Below are 16,582 nucleotides of genomic sequence, written 5' to 3' on the forward strand. Positions count from 1 at the left end.
ACCCTGAATCTTATCCCCATAATAATCCAGGTTAGCGAGATGAATGCGAAAAAAACGCGGAGAAATTCATGAGTAGTAAAGAACAGAAAACGCCTGAGGGGCAAGCCCCGGAAGAAATTATCATGGATCAGCACGAAGAAGTTGAGGCGGTAGAATCAGACGCTTCTGCTGAGCAGGTGGATCCGCGCGATGAAAAGATTGCGAATCTGGAGGCTCAGCTTGCAGAAGCTGAAACGCGCGAGCGTGACAGCGTGTTGCGTATCAAAGCGGAAATGGAAAACCTGCGTCGTCGTACCGAACTTGACGTAGAAAAAGCGCATAAATTTGCGTTGGAAAAATTCGTCAACGAACTGCTGCCGGTGCTGGATAGCCTGGATCGCGCGCTGGAAGTGGCGAACAAAGATAATGACGCGATGGCGGCGATGGTTGAAGGTATTGAACTGACCCGCAAGTCGATGCTGGATGTTGTGGCGAAGTTTGGCGTGCAGGTGGTTGCGGATATCGATGTGCCGATGGACCCGAACGTACACCAGGCTATTGCAATGGTTGAGTCTGATGAAGTTGCTGCCGGTAACGTGCTGATGGTCATGCAGAAAGGCTATACCCTTAATGGACGTACCATTCGCGCGGCAATGGTGTCTGTGGCGAAAGCAAAAAGCTAATCAGCCTCAGACCGGGTAGTGCTGATGCGTTACCCGGTCTGGATTATCCTCATTGGTCAGATACGCTTTCTCGTAGCGGTTTGACCGGCAATACCTGCACCTGCTTAATCATATTGTCCTGCACGTCGAGAATATCGATATCGTACTGCCCAATACGCACTCGCGTGCCGGCAACGGGGATCTCTTCCAGTGCTTCAAGGATAATACCGTTTACCGTTCGCGCATCATCTTCCGGCAAATGCCAGTTAAATGCCTTATTGATTTCACGAACGTTGGCGCTGCCATCAATAATTACTGAACCGTCATTCTGCGGCGTGACTTCTTCGGCAAGCGTTGGTGACATTGAAGTGGTGAAGTCACCGACAATCTCCTCCAGAATATCTTCAACGGTGACCAACCCCTGAATATCGCCATATTCGTTGACCACCAGGCCGACCTTCTTCTTATTACGCTGAAATTTGATCAACTGAGTGCTGAGCGGGGTGCCTTCCGGGACAAAGTAGATCTCGTCGGCGGCGCGTAGCATGGTCTCTTTGGTGAACTCCTTTTTCTCGGCCATGAGTCGCCACGCTTCACGCACGCGCAACATGCTAATGGCATCGTCCAGCGAGTCGCGGTACAGCACAATACGCCCGTGCGGGGAGTGAGAAAGTTGGCGGACGATAGACTTCCAGTCATCGTTAATATCGATACCGATGATTTCGTTACGCGGGATCATAATGTCATCGACGCTGACTTTTTCCAGGTCCAGCACGGACAGCAGCATATCCTGGTTACGACGAGAGATTTGCGAGCGCGATTCATTCACCAGCGTGCGTAGTTCATCTTTACTCAGCGAACCGCTCACCACGATATCCGTTTTGATGCCCATCATCCGCATCAGCAGACGCGTGATGGTATTCAGTAACCAGACAAGCGGCATCATCAGTACTTGCAGTGGCGCTAACAACACGCTGCTGGGATAGGCCACTTTTTCTGGATACAGCGCGGCAATGGTTTTGGGCAATACTTCAGCAAATACCAGTACCACAAAGGTCAGGACCCCGGTGGCGATTGCCACGCCCGCATCGCCATACAGACGCATACCGACAATGGTACCGAGTGCGGAGGCCAAAATATTCACCAGGTTGTTGCCAATGAGGACCAGGCTTATCAGACGGTCGGGCTTACGAAGTAATTTCTCAACGCGTTTTGCCTGACGATTTCCCTGTTTTGCCCGGTGTCGCAGACGGTAGCGGTTCAGGGTCATCATTCCGGTTTCGGAACCGGAAAAATAGGCGGAAATGACCACCATAATGAGAAGCGTGACAATAAGCGTGGTGGTGGAGATGTGTTCCACGTAGGGTTCCTTAAAGATTTAACTCACGAACTGCTGCAGGATGCGGCTGCCGAAATAGGCCAGCGTCAGAATACCTGCGCCTGCGACGTTAAACCAGACGACACGACGTCCGCGCCAGCCTTCATGGTAATGTCCCCACAGCAGAACGATATAGACAAACCATGCCACGATAGACAGAACGGCTTTATCAATATTTTCTGTGCTGAACAGGTTGTGCATATAAAACAGGCCAGTACACAGCGTCAGCGTCAGCAGAACCACGCCTATCTGGGTGATATGAAACATCTTCCGCTCAATGCTCATCAGCGGTGGCATTTCATTGCTGAAGGCCAGTTTTTTGTTTTTCAACTGGTAGTCAATCCATGCCAGTTGCAGCGCATAGAGCGCGGCGATAATCAGCGTGGCGTAAGCGAACAGCGATAACCCGATGTGAATCATCATGCCTGGAGTTGCTTCGAGATGGGTGATGTATTCGTTGGGCATAAACGTAGCGCATGCCAGATTGATTAATGCAAACGCATAGACGATCGGTAGCAATAGCCAGCCGCGGTTGCGCGAGGCCACAATGGTCATGACAGTACAGATCATCAGGCTAACCAGAGAACCGACGTTCAGCAGGCTCAGGTTTTGTCCGCTTTCACCACCTGGCAGAATACGTGCTTCCAGGGCAAACGCGTGACAGACCAGCGCGATAACCGCAGAAAGAATAGCCATACGCCGCCAGCCGCTGTTTTTTTGCAGCAGGGCGGGAACGATCAGCGCAAGGCTGACGGAATAGGCGACAAGGGCTAACAGAGCAAAAACGGGCATATGGGTGTCGACAGTTGGCCAAGGATAAAGAAAAGCAGTATAGCGTTACGTGACCGCTGCTCCAACCGTTGCATAACAACAAAGGCGGCTTCATGTTATACTGCGACAAATTTCTGTTGATGTGTCGCTGTCGCGACCGACCGTTTCCACCCCAGGCGAGAGACAATGTTTGATAATTTAACCGATCGTTTGTCGCGCACGCTGCGCAATATCAGTGGCCGTGGACGCCTTACTGAAGACAACGTTAAAGAGACGCTGCGCGAAGTGCGCATGGCGCTACTGGAGGCTGACGTTGCGCTGCCGGTAGTGCGTGAGTTTATCAATCGCGTAAAAGAGAAAGCGGTTGGTCACGAAGTTAACAAGAGCCTGACCCCGGGTCAGGAGTTCGTTAAAATCGTTCGTAGCGAACTGGTTTCGGCGATGGGCGAAGAGAACCAGACGCTAAACCTGGCGGCACAGCCACCGGCCGTGGTGCTGATGGCGGGCCTGCAGGGTGCGGGTAAAACCACCAGCGTCGGTAAGCTGGGTAAATTCCTGCGCGAGAAGCACAAGAAGAAAGTGCTGGTGGTCTCTGCCGACGTCTATCGCCCGGCGGCGATCAAACAGCTGGAAACGTTGGCCGAACAGGTCGGCGTGGACTTCTTCCCGTCGGATGTCGGCCAGAAGCCGATTGATATTGTTAATGCCGCGCTGAAAGAAGCTAAGCTCAAATTCTACGACGTGCTACTGGTGGATACCGCCGGTCGTCTGCATGTTGATGAAGCGATGATGGACGAAATCAAACAGGTCCACGCTTCTATCAAACCGGTAGAAACGCTGTTTGTTGTCGATGCCATGACCGGTCAGGATGCTGCGAATACTGCGAAAGCGTTTAACGAAGCACTGCCGCTGACCGGTGTGGTACTGACTAAAGTCGATGGTGACGCCCGTGGCGGTGCGGCATTGTCTATTCGTCATATCACTGGTAAGCCGATTAAATTCCTCGGCGTTGGTGAGAAAACGGAAGCGCTGGAGCCGTTCCATCCGGACAGAATTGCCTCACGTATTCTCGGCATGGGCGACGTGCTGTCGCTGATCGAAGATATCGAAAGCAAAGTTGACCGTGCACAGGCAGAGAAATTAGCAAGCAAGCTGAAAAAAGGCGACGGCTTCGATCTGAACGATTTCCTTGAACAGCTTAAGCAGATGAAAAACATGGGCGGCATGGCCAGCCTGATGGGCAAGCTGCCGGGCATGGGGCAGATCCCTGACAACGTGAAATCGCAGATGGACGATAAAGTGCTGGTGCGTATGGAAGCCATCATCAACTCGATGACGATGAAAGAACGCGCTAAGCCGGAAATCATCAAAGGCTCCCGCAAACGCCGTATCGCACTGGGCTGCGGGATGCAGGTACAGGACGTTAACCGTCTTCTGAAACAGTTCGACGACATGCAGCGCATGATGAAGAAAATGAAGAAGGGCGGAATGGCGAAGATGATGCGTGGTATGAAGGGGATGATGCCGCCCGGCTTCCCCGGTAGATAAATATATCGGGCTACCTTATTTGCCATTTTGACGCCGGAGTGTGCTCGAAATGCTCACGTACTGCGTGTACGCTCCGCTTTCTGCGCGCGCGCCGACGCCAAACTGGCTGCAACGGTAACGCCCTGGTATAAAGCTTCATCACATGTTGATTGCTTTTTTCCCAGAAATCAGTAAAATTTTCGGGCTTTTAATATGACACCCGGGCTCCGTTCCTCGATGGGGCCTGGGTGTTTTATTCACACAAGAGGATGTTATGGTTACTATTCGTTTAGCTCGTCACGGCGCTAAAAAGCGTCCGTTCTACCAGGTTGTTGTTACCGACAGCCGTAATGCACGCAACGGTCGCTTCATCGAGCGCGTTGGCTTCTTTAACCCAATCGCTAGCGAAAAAGAAGAAGGCACTCGCCTGGATCTGGATCGCATCGCTCACTGGGTTGGCCAGGGCGCGACTATTTCTGATCGCGTAGCTACGCTGATCAAAGCAGCAAACAAAGCAGCTTAATCTGTCACGGTGGTCATGATGAGCAAGCAACTCGCCGCACAGGCTCCTGTAGAACCCATCGTTTTGGGGAAAATGGGGTCTTCTTACGGTATCCGTGGTTGGCTCAGAGTGTTTTCTTCCACTGAAGACGCCGAAAGCATTTTTGACTATCAGCCCTGGTTTATCCAGAAGGCGGGTCAGTGGCAGCAAGTACAGCTGGAAAGCTGGAAGCACCACAATCAGGATCTGATCATCAAGCTGAAAGGCGTTGACGATCGTGATTCGGCGAATCTACTGACTAATTGCGAAATTGTCGTGGATTCCTCGCAGTTGCCAGCGCTGGAAGATGGTTCCTACTACTGGAAAGACCTTATGGGCTGCCAGGTAGTGACCACTGAAGGCTACGATCTCGGTAAAGTCGTCGATATGATGGAAACCGGTTCTAATGACGTCATCGTCATCAAGGCAAACCTGAAAGATGCGTTTGGTATCAAGGAACGTCTTGTGCCGTTCCTCGATGGGCAGGTTATCAAGAAAGTCGATCTCGCTACTCGTACTATCGAAGTAGATTGGGATCCTGGTTTTTAAACCACCGGATAAACGGTAAAAGTCGGCGTTATGGGGATTGGCTTGTGTTTATAGGTATCGTTAGCCTGTTTCCAGAAATGTTCCGCGCAATTACCGATTACGGGGTAACTGGCCGGGCAGTAAAAAATGGCCTGCTGAACATCCAGAGTTGGAGTCCTCGTGACTTTACTCATGACCGGCACCGTACCGTGGACGATCGTCCTTACGGCGGCGGACCGGGGATGTTAATGATGGTGCAACCTTTACGGGACGCCATTCATGCAGCAAAAGCTGCGGCTGGTGAAGGCGCAAAGGTGATTTATCTGTCACCTCAGGGACGCAAGCTTGATCAAGCGGGCGTTTGCGAACTGGCAACGAATCAAAAGTTGATTCTGGTGTGCGGTCGCTATGAAGGAATAGATGAGCGCGTGATTCAAACCGAAATTGACGAAGAATGGTCAATCGGCGATTACGTTCTCAGCGGTGGTGAGTTACCGGCAATGACGCTGATCGACTCCGTTTCCCGGTTTATTCCGGGGGTTCTGGGTCATGAGGCTTCGGCAATCGAAGATTCGTTTGCTGACGGGTTGCTGGACTGTCCACACTATACCCGACCTGAAGTGTTAGAGCAGATGGAAGTACCGGCGGTATTACTGTCGGGGAACCACGCTGAGATACGTCGCTGGCGTTTGAAGCAGTCGCTGGGCCGGACCTGGCTTAGAAGACCTGAACTTCTGGAAAACCTGGCTCTGACTGAAGAGCAAGCAAGGTTGCTGGCGGAGTTCAAAAAGGAACACGCACAACAGCAACATAAACATGATGGGCAGGCGTAAGCCCCCAATATCAGTTTACCCAGGATAAGAGATTAAATTATGAGCAACATTATTAAGCAACTTGAACAAGAACAGATGAAGCAGGACGTACCTTCCTTCCGTCCGGGTGATACCGTGGAAGTGAAAGTATGGGTTGTTGAAGGTTCCAAAAAACGTCTGCAGGCATTCGAGGGCGTGGTTATCGCTATTCGTAACCGCGGTCTGCACTCTGCATTCACTGTTCGTAAAATTTCCAACGGCGAAGGCGTTGAGCGTGTCTTCCAGACTCACTCTCCGGTAGTTGACAGCATTGCTGTTAAACGTCGTGGTGCTGTTCGTAAAGCTAAACTGTACTACCTGCGTGAGCGCACTGGTAAGTCTGCTCGTATCAAAGAGCGTCTTAACTAAGATTCGCGCAAGCGACATCCTGTTAGAAAAGGGCTGGCCGAAAGGCTGGCCCTTTTTTTACTCCGACCTTTATTTTTTGTTAGATGACTGCGCGACGCGCAGCCAGTTGGATATTGATTACGGTGTCGAGATCACGACTGCAACGCGGCGGTTTTCGGCACGGCCTTTTGACGTCTGGTTGCTGGCAAGCGGGTATTTCTTCCCGAGCCCTTGGGTTGTCAGGTTAGTTCGTGGAATATTGGCACCCCGAGCCCAGGCGTCTGCAACCACATTGGCTCGTTTGAGCGACAGAGCTTCGTTGTAGCTGTCCTCGCCATAGTTATCGGTGTGACCATCCAGACGAGCATGGTTTAACCCGGTAGCAGCCAGTTTGGATGCCATTTCCTGGATTTGTTTTTCACTTTCAGGGCGGAGTTTATAGTCGTTTTTGTCAAACAGGATGGTGTCAGACAAACCCAGAGACCAGTCTCCTGAAGCTTCAGTAAATCCGTACGATTTCATAGCTGCAATTTGCTCTGGGGTAAATTTCCCCTGAGGTGCCTGACAGCCTGCCAGAATCAGCATGATGAGAATAAACGGGGATAATAAACGTCTTAGCATGTGTGTAATTCCTTATTTTTTAATAATGCGCTCAGCGCGCAAATTTTTAGCCTGATACATATTATGATCGGCAAGTTCTTGTAATTTCTCGGCAGAGGCATGTTCCCACGTCAGCGCAAAACCAATACTGAGTGTCATGCTTGCCAGATGACCGTTATGCAGGTCAAAAGGTCGATTAAACTCTTGCGACAACGCCGCGCAGATACGTTGAACTTCGTATTCAGAATGGACGCTGTAAAGCACCATGGCAAATTCATCGCCGCCAAGTCGGTATGGGTGATGCCGATTACCACCAAATTCGGCCAGCCTTTTTGCGACTTCAATCAGGACCCGATCGCCCGCAGCGTGTCCCCAGGTATCATTAATAAATTTAAAATTATCGCCATCAAGGAATAACAACGCAGAGCTGCTGTGGGCCGCGTCGTCGTTCATCAGTGCGTTAATACTGCTGCGAAATGCGGCACGGTTCGCAAGACCAGTCAAAGGGTCATGTAGCGCGGTACGCAACAGTTGGGCATTCTTTGCCTGGAGACGTAGTTGCCACTCTTCCATTTCATCCAGCAGGCTATTAAAGTCCTGCGCAAACAGATGAAATTCTTCAATCCGTTCTTCAGATACGCGCCGTGAGAAATTACGATTGGTACGAACATCATGTACCACCTCAGTAATATTTTGCAGGGCGTCCACGACACCATTGTGTAAATAACGAGTAAGCATTAATGCAATACCCGATGCCAGTAAAATGCATCCGGTAAGAACCGCCAGCGACAAATAAATGAAATGACTAATAACGCTGTCGCGAGCAATCAGGCGCACCTCACCAATAACGTCGCCATTGTGCAAAATGGGTTGAGTTACCGGTTGTGGGAACAACCAGTGGCTGATGATACTGCTGATTTTGTCAGTAGCATCCTGCGCGTCATAGCGCCAGGTGGCGATCACTTTCTGCTTTTGATTGCGGACTTCTGCAACTGAAAATTGCCCTTGCTGTCCTAGTGCCGCCAGCGTTTCCGACGCTGCGACGCTATCCGAAAAGACTAATGCGGCTTCGAGCGTGCGGGTCATGGTTGCTGCCGTGAGATCCAGATTCTTTTGTGCGTATTGCTTCAGAGCCAGCACAGACGAAATGCTAAGCAGCAGCCAAATCAGCGTCATGGTTACCAGTACGCTGACGATGCTGATACGCCGCAGCGTCCGCTTAAACGTTGGGCGTTTTATGGGAGAAGGACCCTTATTCATGCTTTTTATTCCGCGCAAGCATCAATACGTCTGGACTTACCCTTACACCGCTGCGTGACAGGGAATCCATATTTACGGAAAATCTCACGTCTTCATCTTTAATTATGAGGCAAAAAGCGCTGCCAATAACGCATTCGGGATTCTGTTCGGCAATTAATAACAATGCCTTAGTAGGATATTTATTCTTTAGTTCCGCCTGATATGTAGGGCTTTCTTTTCCAAAATAAAAACCATCACACTGCGCAACTAAAACTTCTTGTTCCGTATGAATGATGACAGGAAGATAGGGTAGTGCTCCTGCTCGGGTATCTTCCAGCACGCTGGAAAAGCGCGAAGAAGAGAATATACACAGTTTTGGTGGCCCTGAAAGTGCTGGCCAGCGTGTATAACTGACGATACCGGAAACCATAGAGCGCACAGATTTTGCCTCTTCCGTGACGCTGTGAGCGTACAGAGGTAATCCGGTCAGAAGCAGTGCCAGTAGAAGTATGAGTCGGTAAGAAAAGCTCATGAATAGGTACCTACCAGCGTTTGCCGTATTGCGTCGATATACATTCAAGATTGTTTGCAACAAAATAACATTATTTTCCCAGGGCGTCATTATTCCTGGAATGAGTGTATTGAGTATTTAAGCTAAATCTCATTAATTTATAAAATTTAAGCTCTTGTTTAATTTAACCTTGTTGAGGCTGCTCCTTCGTTTGCTCCTTTTTGCCATGCTTCATGTAATCGGCTGACATTGTCTACCGTGTCGCAACTGGCGGGGAAGGTTTTGCCGGTCAATCCTCTCGCGTAAACAAAGTCCTGCTGACAGGTTTTCCTTTGTCCTTCGGCGTACCCCTTAAGATATTGGGCACGATCGACCTCCGGGTCATCGTAGTTGTCGGCAAGTGTCTCGTTATCTTTAACGACATGGCCTGAAATGGCATCCTGTATTCCGGCATCAAACCAGTCGGTACCTGTCCAGGTAGGGGAAAAAGTATAGGGATCTATCTGACATCCGCTGAGAAATAATACAAATAAGGTACAGATGAGTTGCTTCATTGCCTGTTCTCCCCGTTTTTTAAAGCATAGCGGATTCATATATAGAATGGTGTAAATTTAATTGTACGGAATTTTGCAGTGTTTTTGCTGCAAAAAGGTCTTCCGTAAATAAAAATTTACGGAATGTGGATTGAAATCTTTACCTGTTGTGTTATCGTGATTATCTCCTCGCTGAGGAAAACTATCGCAAACGAGCTAAACAGGATCACCATCATGCAAAAAGACGCGCTGAATAACGTACACATTACCGACGAACAGGTTCTGATGACCCCAGAGCAGCTTAAAGCGGAATTTCCGCTGAGCCTTGCACAGGAGGCGCAAATCGCTCAGTCGCGTAAAACCATTTCAGACATTATCTCTGGGCGCGACCCGCGACTGCTGGTGGTGTGTGGTCCATGCTCGATTCACGATCCTGAAGCGGCTATTGAGTACGCTCGTCGATTTAAAGCCCTTGCCGCAGAGGTCAGCGATAGCCTCTATCTGGTGATGCGCGTCTACTTTGAAAAGCCCCGTACCACCGTCGGTTGGAAAGGGTTAATTAATGATCCTCATATGGATGGCTCTTTTGATGTTGAAGCAGGCTTGAAAATTGCGCGTCAACTGCTGCTTGAACTGGTGAATATGGGGCTACCGCTGGCAACAGAAGCGTTAGATCCAAACAGCCCGCAATACCTGGGCGATCTGTTTAGCTGGTCTGCTATCGGTGCGCGTACCACTGAATCACAGACGCATCGTGAAATGGCTTCTGGTCTTTCCATGCCGGTTGGTTTTAAGAATGGTACAGATGGGAGCCTGGCGACGGCAATTAACGCCATGCGCGCCGCAGCACAATCACACCGCTTTGTTGGTATTAACCAGGCGGGGCAGGTTGCACTACTGCAAACTCAGGGTAATCCAGATGGTCACGTGATCCTGCGTGGCGGTAAAGCGCCGAACTACAGCCCAGCGGATGTCGCCCAGTGTGAAAAAGAGATGGAGCAGGCAGGACTACGACCTTCTCTGATGGTAGATTGCAGTCATGGTAATTCAAATAAAGATTACCGTCGCCAGCCAGCCGTGGCTGAATCTGTGATCGCCCAAATCAAAGATGGCAATCGCTCAATCATTGGCTTGATGATTGAAAGTAATATTCACGAAGGCAACCAGTCCTCCGAACAGCCGCGTAGCGAAATGAAATACGGCGTCTCCGTAACTGATGCCTGCATTAGCTGGGAAATGACGGATGCGCTACTGCGTGAAATTAGCCAGGATTTAAACGGCCAACTGACGGCGCGTGTAGCATAAGAGGTTGGTATGGTTGCTGAATTGACCGCACTACGCGATCAAATTGATGAAGTTGATAAGGCGTTGCTGGATTTACTGGCACGGCGTCTGGAGCTGGTTGCCGAAGTCGGTGAAGTCAAAAGCCGCTTTGGGCTGCCGATCTACGTACCCGAGCGGGAAGCCTCGATGTTGGCTTCCCGCCGTGCAGAAGCTGAAGCGCTGGGGGTGCCGCCAGATCTGATCGAAGATGTATTGCGTCGGGTTATGCGCGAGTCTTATTCCAGTGAGAATGACAAAGGCTTTAAGACGCTTTGTCCTTCTTTGCGTCCGGTGGTGATCGTCGGTGGTGGCGGACAGATGGGGCGGCTGTTCGAGAAGATGCTGACGCTGTCTGGTTATCAGGTGCGGATCCTGGAACAGCAGGACTGGGATCGCGCCACGGAGATCGTCGCCGATGCAGGCATGGTGATCGTCAGTGTGCCGATCCACGTCACCGAACTGGTAATCGCCAAATTACCGCGCCTGCCGCCTGACTGTATTCTGGTTGATCTGGCCTCAGTGAAAAATGGTCCTCTGCAGGCGATGCTGGCGGCACATGACGGTCCGGTTGTGGGTTTACACCCGATGTTTGGTCCTGACAGCGGCAGCCTGGCAAAACAGGTCGTTGTTTGGTGTGATGGGCGGCAGCCGGAAGCCTATCAGTGGTTCCTTGAGCAGATTCAGGTTTGGGGCGCGAGATTGCATCGGATTAGCGCCGTTGAGCACGACCAGAATATGGCGTTCATTCAGGCGTTACGCCACTTTGCGACATTTGCGTATGGGCTGCATTTAGCGGAGGAGAATGTGCAACTGGAGCAGTTACTGGCTCTTTCTTCGCCGATTTACCGTCTTGAACTGGCAATGGTTGGCCGTCTGTTTGCCCAGGATCCGCAGCTCTATGCCGATATTATTATGTCGTCGGAGAGCAACCTTGCGCTGATCAAACGCTACTACCAACGTTTTGGTGAGGCGATCGGTTTACTGGAGCAGGGCGATAAGCAGGCTTTTATCGACAGTTTCCGTAAGGTGGAACACTGGTTTGGCGACTATGCGCAGCGCTTCCAGAGTGAAAGCCGTACTTTGTTACGCCAGGCGAATGACAGCCGTCCTTAATTAAGATGCCGGATAAGCGTAGTGCCATCCGGCATTGTCAAACGTTAGCTTGGATCGACCGGCACCACGTTTTCACTCGGATAACATCCCAATACTTTCATCGAACGCGTAATCTCACCCAGCTCTTTCAATGCTTTTTGCATTTGGGGCGATTCCAGATTGGCCTGGATATCAAGATAAAACATCTCTTCCCACGGATTGCCGTGAATCGGGCGTGACTCCAGTTTAGTCATAATCAGATTATGGTTACGCAGCACCAGCAATGCTTCTACCAGAGCACCGGCCTGTTGCCCTGTCGCCATCAGCAACGTTGTTTTCGCTGGAACCTGGTCAGAAACATTGATTGCTTTACGTGCCAGTACCACGAAGCGGGTAATGTTTTGTGTCTGATTAGCTTCAATATGCTCAAGTACCTGCAGACCATGCAGTACACCACCGGCTTCGCTTCCCAGGGCTGCCACGCGTGGCGAATTAGCCTGGGCGACCTTTTCCATCGCAGCTGAAGTGCTTTCAGTGTATTCAATCTTCCAGTGCGGGTAGCGGTTCAGGAACTTGCTGCACTGCTGGAACGGTTGCGGGTGGCTGTATACCGTGTCAATGCTCTCCAGATCGGTTGTTCCCGACACCAGTACGCAATGATCGATAGTAATCGTCATCTCGCCAACGATAGACAGGCTGGTGTGCTGCAGCAGATCGTAAACGTCATTAATCGCACCGGAACTGGTGTTTTCAATAGGCACTACCGCGTAGTCTGCCTGTCCGGTCTCAACCTGATTAAAGATATCGGCAAATTTCGCGCAGCCGCTTTCAATAAACTGCTCAAAATGACGTGCGGCATACTGACGGGCGGCGAGGTGTGAGTAAGACCCTTTTGGTCCCAGGAAGGCAACACGAGCGGAATGCGGGTTGCTCTTATTCAGATGCTGCTGAAGGAGCGCCTGCTGGGTCAGGACGGAGTCTTCGATAATCAGCTGGAACAGGCGAGTAATGTAATGAGCATCAAGATGATGTGCTTTGCCAAGCTGAATCAGGCGGTCTAACAGGTCGCGCTCACGGTCGATATCACGAACCGGACGATGTGAAAGCAGTTTAGCTTTGCCAACTTCTACGGCTAGTCCACGTCGCTCAGCCAGCAGGGCCAGTAATTTTTCATCCAGCGTGCTGATCTTATCGCGCAGCGCCAGCAATGGGTTTTCCGATGTCATAGTGTTGCCTTTCTTGTTATCAAAAAAAAGGCCTCCCGTTGTGGGAGGCCTTATTGTTCGTCTTCGCATTCTTTATCACACGACGAAACGCCTCCCATTCAGGGGAAGGTAAAAAAGAATGCGAAGAAGAACGGGACAAGTTTCATGTAATTTTCCTTTGGCTGCATCAGTAAAGTACCCGTACTGTTTTCACCATGTCAACAAAAAACGCGCCCGAAGGCGCGTTGGCGATACACTCAATGTAAGGGACTACTCTTCTTCTGCTTCGACGAAGTTGGCGTCTTTTACTGAAGTTGTTGCACGACGGGCTTCGCCTTTGTGCTGCACTTTATTGAGCTGCCGTTCCAGCTTGTTGATCAAATCGTTAATGGCGGTGTACATATCCTCGTGTTTTGCGCTGGCGACCAGATGTCCGTTCGGTGTATTGATGGTGGCATCAGCAATGAAACCCTGTGGCTCCTTAGACAGAATGATATGTGGATTAATCAGATGAGTTTGCCATTTTTCAAGTTTGGCGAGACGGTCTGCGACATGCTGGCGAATTGCCGGAGTAATTTCCATTTGTTTACTGGTAATGTTCATTGTCATAAATTTTACCTCTTGTCTTTCCCGTCTTGGTGATTCCAGCATACCGTTCCTAATGTCAAAATATGTGATCTAAATCACATATTTTTGTCGCTTTTTGTCAAGAAAACCTTTTTGTGAGGCACCGCAGGAACAGGCGATTTTTTACTTGAGGAATACCTGAAAGCAGGCCATATTTGATAGGATGCGTCGCAGCTAAACCGCTTCAGTTGTGGTGTTAACGGATAAAAAAACGGCAGCCCTTGGGCTGCCGTTTTGCATTCTGAGGTCAATCAGGTGTTGCTGCTGTTAGCGGCAATGATTTTCGCTACTTTTTCTGCCTGGGCATTCATCTGCATTTGGCGATAAGCGTTTTCCATCAACGGCAGGGCATCACGCGTTGCCTGGGTATCCGGATAGTCACGCAGCATACCTTCCACACGGTTCACGACTGCAACCCATGCGCCACGGGCGGTATAGTACTCAGCAACAGAGTATTCATACTTCGCCAGACGATCTTTCAGGAACACCAGACGCTTCGTGGCATCGGTTGTGTACTGGCTGTTCGGATAACCACGTACCAGTTTGGAAAAGTCATTAAACGCAGCTCGGGCGTGCTGTGGATCGCGATCGCTACGATCGACGCCAAAGAATCCTTGCAGCGCGCTATCATCCAACGCCATATTGGTCAGGCCACGCATGTACATGACATAATCAATGTTCGGGTGAGTCGGGTTCAGACGAATAAAACGATCGATGGCAGCCTGAGCAAGTGGCAGATCGGCGTTTTTATAGTAGGCGTAGATGAGATCTAATTGCACCTGCTGAGAATACGGTCCAAATGGATAGCGGTTATCCAACGCTTCCAATTGCGTTATTGCCTGTTTCCAGTTACCGTCCTGCAGCTTTTGCTGAGCAGTCGCGTAGATTTCATTTGGCGGATTATCGGGCACCTCTTCCTTTGAACCAGAGCAACCCGCCAAAAACAGGCTCAACGTGGCTGCTGCCACCAGATATTTCATGCGCGTCATGACGTTTTGACTTTCCTCAAAATGTAATACGGGAGATTCTCTGTTCCTGCTCCCGGTTAAGACCAGCTACAATAGCACACTATATTAAACGGCAAAGCCGTAAAACCCAACGTTAAACGAAGAAGCAGTTTATGGCACAACGAGTAGAACTCACCGCAACAGTCTCCGAAAATCAGCTTGGTCAACGCTTAGATCAGGCTTTGGCCGAATTGTTCCCTGATTATTCGCGATCGCGCATAAAAGAATGGATCCTCGACCAGCGCGTACTGGTAAATGGCAATCTTTGCGATAAGCCGAAAGAAAAAGTGTTAGGTGGAGAGCGTGTCTCCATCAATGCTGAAATTGATGAAGAGGTTCGTTTTGAAGCTCAGGATATCCCGCTGGATATCGTTTATGAAGATGACGACATTCTTGTCATCAACAAACCTCGTGACCTGGTGGTACATCCGGGCGCAGGTAATCCTGATGGTACGGTATTGAATGCGTTACTGCATTACTACCCGCCAATCGCGGATGTTCCTCGTGCCGGTATCGTACACCGTCTGGATAAAGACACAACCGGACTTATGGTTGTGGCAAAAACTGTCCCGGCGCAAACGCGCCTGGTCGAGTCATTGCAGCTGCGCGAAATCACTCGTGAGTATGAAGCCGTGGCGATTGGTCATATGACAGCGGGCGGTACAGTCGAAGAACCGATCAGCCGTCATCCAACCAAACGTACGCATATGTCAGTGCATCCAATGGGGAAACCTGCGGTAACGCACTATCGCATTATGGAGCATTTCCGTGTGCACACGCGTCTGCGGTTGCGTCTGGAAACCGGACGTACGCACCAGATCCGCGTGCACATGGCGCATATCACCCATCCGCTGGTGGGCGACCAGGTCTACGGTGGTCGTCCGCGTCCACCGAAAGGCGCTTCTGACGAGTTTATCTCCGTGCTGCGTAAGTTTGACCGTCAGGCGCTGCACGCGACCATGTTGCGTTTGTATCACCCGATTTCCGGTATTGAGATGGAATGGCATGCGCCGATTCCGCAAGATATGGTGGAGCTTATCGAAGTGATGCGCGCTGATTTCGAAGAGCATAAGGATGATGTTGCCTGGCTATGAGTAAGCTAATTGTCCCGCAGTGGCCGATACCTCAGGGTGTCGCGGCCTGTAGTTCTACCCGCATTGGCGGCGTCAGTCTGTCGCCCTATGATTCGCTTAACCTGGGTGCCCATTGTGGTGATAACCCGGAGCATGTGGAAGAGAACCGCAAGCGGCTGTTTGCTGCGGGCAATCTGCCTTCGAAACCCGTCTGGCTTGAACAGGTACACGGTAAAGACGTCCTGAAATTGAGCGGCGGGCCATACTTATCTAAACGTGCAGATGCGTCCTACAGTAATACGCCGGGCACCGTATGTGCGGTGATGACGGCGGACTGTCTGCCGGTGCTGTTTTGTAATCGTGCTGGAACAGAGGTGGCGGCGGCCCATGCGGGCTGGCGCGGGTTATGTGAAGGTGTGCTGGAAGAAACGGTGGCGTGCTTTGGCGATAAACCGGAAAACATTATTGCCTGGTTAGGACCGGCGATTGGCCCGGACGCGTTTGAAGTGGGAGCAGAAGTCCGCGAAGCGTTTATGGCAAAAGATCCGCACGCTGACAGTGCATTTGTGCCGCGTGGTGAAAAATATCTGGCGGATATCTACCAGCTTGCGCGCCAGCGTCTGGCAAATGTGGGGGTTGAGAACGTCTACGGTGGTGACCATTGCACCTTCAGCGAAAGTGAGACGTTCTTCTCTTATCGTCGCGACAATACCACGGGTCGTATGGCAAGTTTTATTTGGCTGATATAACCTAAAGAATCAAGACGATCCGGTACGTGTAATTTTCT

General features: G+C 50.6%; 20 protein-coding genes and 1 other annotated feature. Of the genes, 10 read left to right on the forward strand and 10 right to left on the reverse strand.

What is annotated here, in order from left to right; all coding sequences use genetic code 11:
- Positions 1-68 precede the first annotated feature (68 nt).
- Positions 69-662 (forward strand): nucleotide exchange factor GrpE, encoded by a 594-nt coding sequence (gene grpE / locus G8S19_RS05575; protein ID WP_048212941.1) that lies wholly within the window; start codon positions 69-71, stop codon positions 660-662.
- A 49-nt stretch (positions 663-711) separates the two neighbouring features.
- Here the strand turns inward: grpE and G8S19_RS05580 are convergent, their stop codons facing one another.
- Positions 712-2,001 (reverse strand): HlyC/CorC family transporter, encoded by a 1,290-nt coding sequence (locus G8S19_RS05580; RefSeq protein WP_101742785.1) that lies wholly within the window; start codon positions 1,999-2,001, stop codon positions 712-714.
- Between the two features lie 18 nt (positions 2,002-2,019).
- The gene (locus tag G8S19_RS05585) at positions 2,020-2,811 is read right to left on the reverse strand and encodes an inner membrane protein YpjD (protein WP_048212939.1); all 792 of its coding nucleotides are present in this window, start codon (positions 2,809-2,811) and stop codon (positions 2,020-2,022) included.
- 165 nt (positions 2,812-2,976) lie between these two features.
- Between G8S19_RS05585 and ffh the strand changes: the two genes are divergently transcribed.
- From ffh to rplS, 5 genes are all read left to right on the forward strand, one after another.
- Positions 2,977-4,338 (forward strand): signal recognition particle protein, encoded by a 1,362-nt coding sequence (gene ffh, locus G8S19_RS05590; protein ID WP_199975489.1) that lies wholly within the window; start codon positions 2,977-2,979, stop codon positions 4,336-4,338.
- Positions 4,339-4,591: 253 nt separating this feature from the next.
- Positions 4,592-4,840, forward strand: coding sequence for a 30S ribosomal protein S16 (gene rpsP, locus G8S19_RS05595; RefSeq protein WP_003031228.1), 249 nt, complete (start codon positions 4,592-4,594; stop codon positions 4,838-4,840).
- A gap of 18 nt (positions 4,841-4,858) precedes the next feature.
- The gene (rimM, locus tag G8S19_RS05600; RefSeq protein WP_003031230.1) at positions 4,859-5,407 is read left to right on the forward strand and encodes a ribosome maturation factor RimM; all 549 of its coding nucleotides are present in this window, start codon (positions 4,859-4,861) and stop codon (positions 5,405-5,407) included.
- Positions 5,408-5,451: 44 nt separating this feature from the next.
- Positions 5,452-6,219: a tRNA (guanosine(37)-N1)-methyltransferase TrmD gene (trmD, locus tag G8S19_RS05605; protein ID WP_061068379.1), complete on the forward strand. Its 768-nt coding sequence runs from the start codon at positions 5,452-5,454 to the stop codon at positions 6,217-6,219.
- 39 nt (positions 6,220-6,258) lie between these two features.
- A complete protein-coding gene (gene rplS / locus G8S19_RS05610; RefSeq protein WP_002914145.1) occupies positions 6,259-6,606 on the forward strand; it encodes a 50S ribosomal protein L19 in 348 nt (115 codons plus the stop codon).
- Positions 6,607-6,723: 117 nt separating this feature from the next.
- Here rplS and G8S19_RS05615 read toward each other — a convergent pair whose 3' ends face one another.
- The 4 genes from G8S19_RS05615 to G8S19_RS05630 form a co-directional block, all read right to left on the reverse strand.
- On the reverse strand, positions 6,724-7,206 hold the full coding sequence (locus G8S19_RS05615) for an OmpA family protein (RefSeq protein WP_048212937.1): 483 nt from the start codon (positions 7,204-7,206) through the stop codon (positions 6,724-6,726).
- Between the two features lie 12 nt (positions 7,207-7,218).
- Positions 7,219-8,445, reverse strand: a complete 1,227-nt coding sequence (dgcN, locus tag G8S19_RS05620; protein ID WP_061068378.1) for a diguanylate cyclase DgcN — start codon at positions 8,443-8,445, stop codon at positions 7,219-7,221.
- Positions 8,438-8,956: a YfiR family protein gene (locus G8S19_RS05625; RefSeq protein WP_040234078.1), complete on the reverse strand. Its 519-nt coding sequence runs from the start codon at positions 8,954-8,956 to the stop codon at positions 8,438-8,440. The genes dgcN and G8S19_RS05625 overlap by 8 nt, the downstream gene beginning before the upstream one ends.
- A gap of 158 nt (positions 8,957-9,114) precedes the next feature.
- Complete coding sequence (locus G8S19_RS05630; protein WP_253686274.1) at positions 9,115-9,489, reverse strand: DUF2799 domain-containing protein; 375 nt, start codon at positions 9,487-9,489, stop codon at positions 9,115-9,117.
- A 213-nt stretch (positions 9,490-9,702) separates the two neighbouring features.
- On the opposite strand from G8S19_RS05630, the gene aroF reads away from it, so the two are divergent.
- Positions 9,703-10,773 carry a 3-deoxy-7-phosphoheptulonate synthase AroF gene (gene aroF, locus G8S19_RS05635; RefSeq protein ID WP_005130422.1) on the forward strand — a complete coding sequence of 357 codons (1,071 nt, stop codon included), beginning with the start codon at positions 9,703-9,705 and terminating at the stop codon, positions 10,771-10,773.
- A 9-nt stretch (positions 10,774-10,782) separates the two neighbouring features.
- Entirely contained in the window at positions 10,783-11,904 is a 1,122-nt protein-coding gene (gene tyrA / locus G8S19_RS05640; protein ID WP_048212934.1) for a bifunctional chorismate mutase/prephenate dehydrogenase, read from the forward strand.
- A 44-nt stretch (positions 11,905-11,948) separates the two neighbouring features.
- Here tyrA and pheA read toward each other — a convergent pair whose 3' ends face one another.
- The 4 genes from pheA to bamD all read right to left on the reverse strand — a co-directional run bounded on the left by pheA (position 11,949) and on the right by bamD (position 14,704).
- A complete protein-coding gene (gene pheA / locus G8S19_RS05645; protein WP_061068376.1) occupies positions 11,949-13,109 on the reverse strand; it encodes a bifunctional chorismate mutase/prephenate dehydratase in 1,161 nt (386 codons plus the stop codon).
- 21 nt (positions 13,110-13,130) lie between these two features.
- Positions 13,131-13,256 (reverse strand) — a sequence feature (Phe leader region).
- Positions 13,208-13,255, reverse strand: coding sequence for a pheA operon leader peptide PheL (gene pheL, locus G8S19_RS05650; RefSeq protein ID WP_100250063.1), 48 nt, complete (start codon positions 13,253-13,255; stop codon positions 13,208-13,210). (Overlaps the previous feature by 48 nt.)
- Positions 13,257-13,358: 102 nt before the next feature.
- On the reverse strand, positions 13,359-13,697 hold the full coding sequence (raiA, locus tag G8S19_RS05655) for a ribosome-associated translation inhibitor RaiA (RefSeq protein WP_003031244.1): 339 nt from the start codon (positions 13,695-13,697) through the stop codon (positions 13,359-13,361).
- A gap of 269 nt (positions 13,698-13,966) precedes the next feature.
- Positions 13,967-14,704 (reverse strand): outer membrane protein assembly factor BamD, encoded by a 738-nt coding sequence (gene bamD, locus G8S19_RS05660; RefSeq protein WP_005130417.1) that lies wholly within the window; start codon positions 14,702-14,704, stop codon positions 13,967-13,969.
- Between the two features lie 131 nt (positions 14,705-14,835).
- On the opposite strand from bamD, the gene rluD reads away from it, so the two are divergent.
- Together rluD and yfiH are read left to right on the forward strand one after the other, a co-directional pair.
- Entirely contained in the window at positions 14,836-15,816 is a 981-nt protein-coding gene (gene rluD / locus G8S19_RS05665; RefSeq protein ID WP_005130415.1) for a 23S rRNA pseudouridine(1911/1915/1917) synthase RluD, read from the forward strand.
- Positions 15,813-16,544, forward strand: a complete 732-nt coding sequence (yfiH, locus tag G8S19_RS05670) for a purine nucleoside phosphorylase YfiH (protein ID WP_048212932.1) — start codon at positions 15,813-15,815, stop codon at positions 16,542-16,544. Before rluD ends, yfiH begins: the two co-directional genes overlap by 4 nt.
- The last annotated feature ends 38 nt before the right edge of the window (positions 16,545-16,582 follow it).

The organism is Citrobacter sp. SX206 (assembly GCF_024181025.1).
GTDB lineage: Bacteria > Pseudomonadota > Gammaproteobacteria > Enterobacterales > Enterobacteriaceae > Citrobacter > Citrobacter youngae.

What these genes read in the sequence shown, in the direction of transcription:
- grpE (WP_048212941.1), top strand. Translation starts at nt 69, where the DNA reads ATGAGTAGTAAAGAACAGAAAACGCCTGAGGGGCAAGCCCCGGAAGAA.
- G8S19_RS05585 (WP_048212939.1), bottom strand. Translation starts at nt 2,811, where the DNA reads ATGCCCGTTTTTGCTCTGTTAGCCCTTGTCGCCTATTCCGTCAGCCTT.
- ffh (WP_199975489.1), top strand. Translation starts at nt 2,977, where the DNA reads ATGTTTGATAATTTAACCGATCGTTTGTCGCGCACGCTGCGCAATATC.
- rpsP (WP_003031228.1), top strand. Translation starts at nt 4,592, where the DNA reads ATGGTTACTATTCGTTTAGCTCGTCACGGCGCTAAAAAGCGTCCGTTC.
- rimM (WP_003031230.1), top strand. Translation starts at nt 4,859, where the DNA reads ATGAGCAAGCAACTCGCCGCACAGGCTCCTGTAGAACCCATCGTTTTG.
- rplS (WP_002914145.1), top strand. Translation starts at nt 6,259, where the DNA reads ATGAGCAACATTATTAAGCAACTTGAACAAGAACAGATGAAGCAGGAC.
- G8S19_RS05615 (WP_048212937.1), bottom strand. Translation starts at nt 7,206, where the DNA reads ATGCTAAGACGTTTATTATCCCCGTTTATTCTCATCATGCTGATTCTG.
- dgcN (WP_061068378.1), bottom strand. Translation starts at nt 8,445, where the DNA reads ATGAATAAGGGTCCTTCTCCCATAAAACGCCCAACGTTTAAGCGGACG.
- G8S19_RS05625 (WP_040234078.1), bottom strand. Translation starts at nt 8,956, where the DNA reads ATGAGCTTTTCTTACCGACTCATACTTCTACTGGCACTGCTTCTGACC.
- G8S19_RS05630 (WP_253686274.1), bottom strand. Translation starts at nt 9,489, where the DNA reads ATGAAGCAACTCATCTGTACCTTATTTGTATTATTTCTCAGCGGATGT.
- aroF (WP_005130422.1), top strand. Translation starts at nt 9,703, where the DNA reads ATGCAAAAAGACGCGCTGAATAACGTACACATTACCGACGAACAGGTT.
- tyrA (WP_048212934.1), top strand. Translation starts at nt 10,783, where the DNA reads ATGGTTGCTGAATTGACCGCACTACGCGATCAAATTGATGAAGTTGAT.
- pheA (WP_061068376.1), bottom strand. Translation starts at nt 13,109, where the DNA reads ATGACATCGGAAAACCCATTGCTGGCGCTGCGCGATAAGATCAGCACG.
- raiA (WP_003031244.1), bottom strand. Translation starts at nt 13,697, where the DNA reads ATGACAATGAACATTACCAGTAAACAAATGGAAATTACTCCGGCAATT.
- bamD (WP_005130417.1), bottom strand. Translation starts at nt 14,704, where the DNA reads ATGACGCGCATGAAATATCTGGTGGCAGCAGCCACGTTGAGCCTGTTT.
- rluD (WP_005130415.1), top strand. Translation starts at nt 14,836, where the DNA reads ATGGCACAACGAGTAGAACTCACCGCAACAGTCTCCGAAAATCAGCTT.
- yfiH (WP_048212932.1), top strand. Translation starts at nt 15,813, where the DNA reads ATGAGTAAGCTAATTGTCCCGCAGTGGCCGATACCTCAGGGTGTCGCG.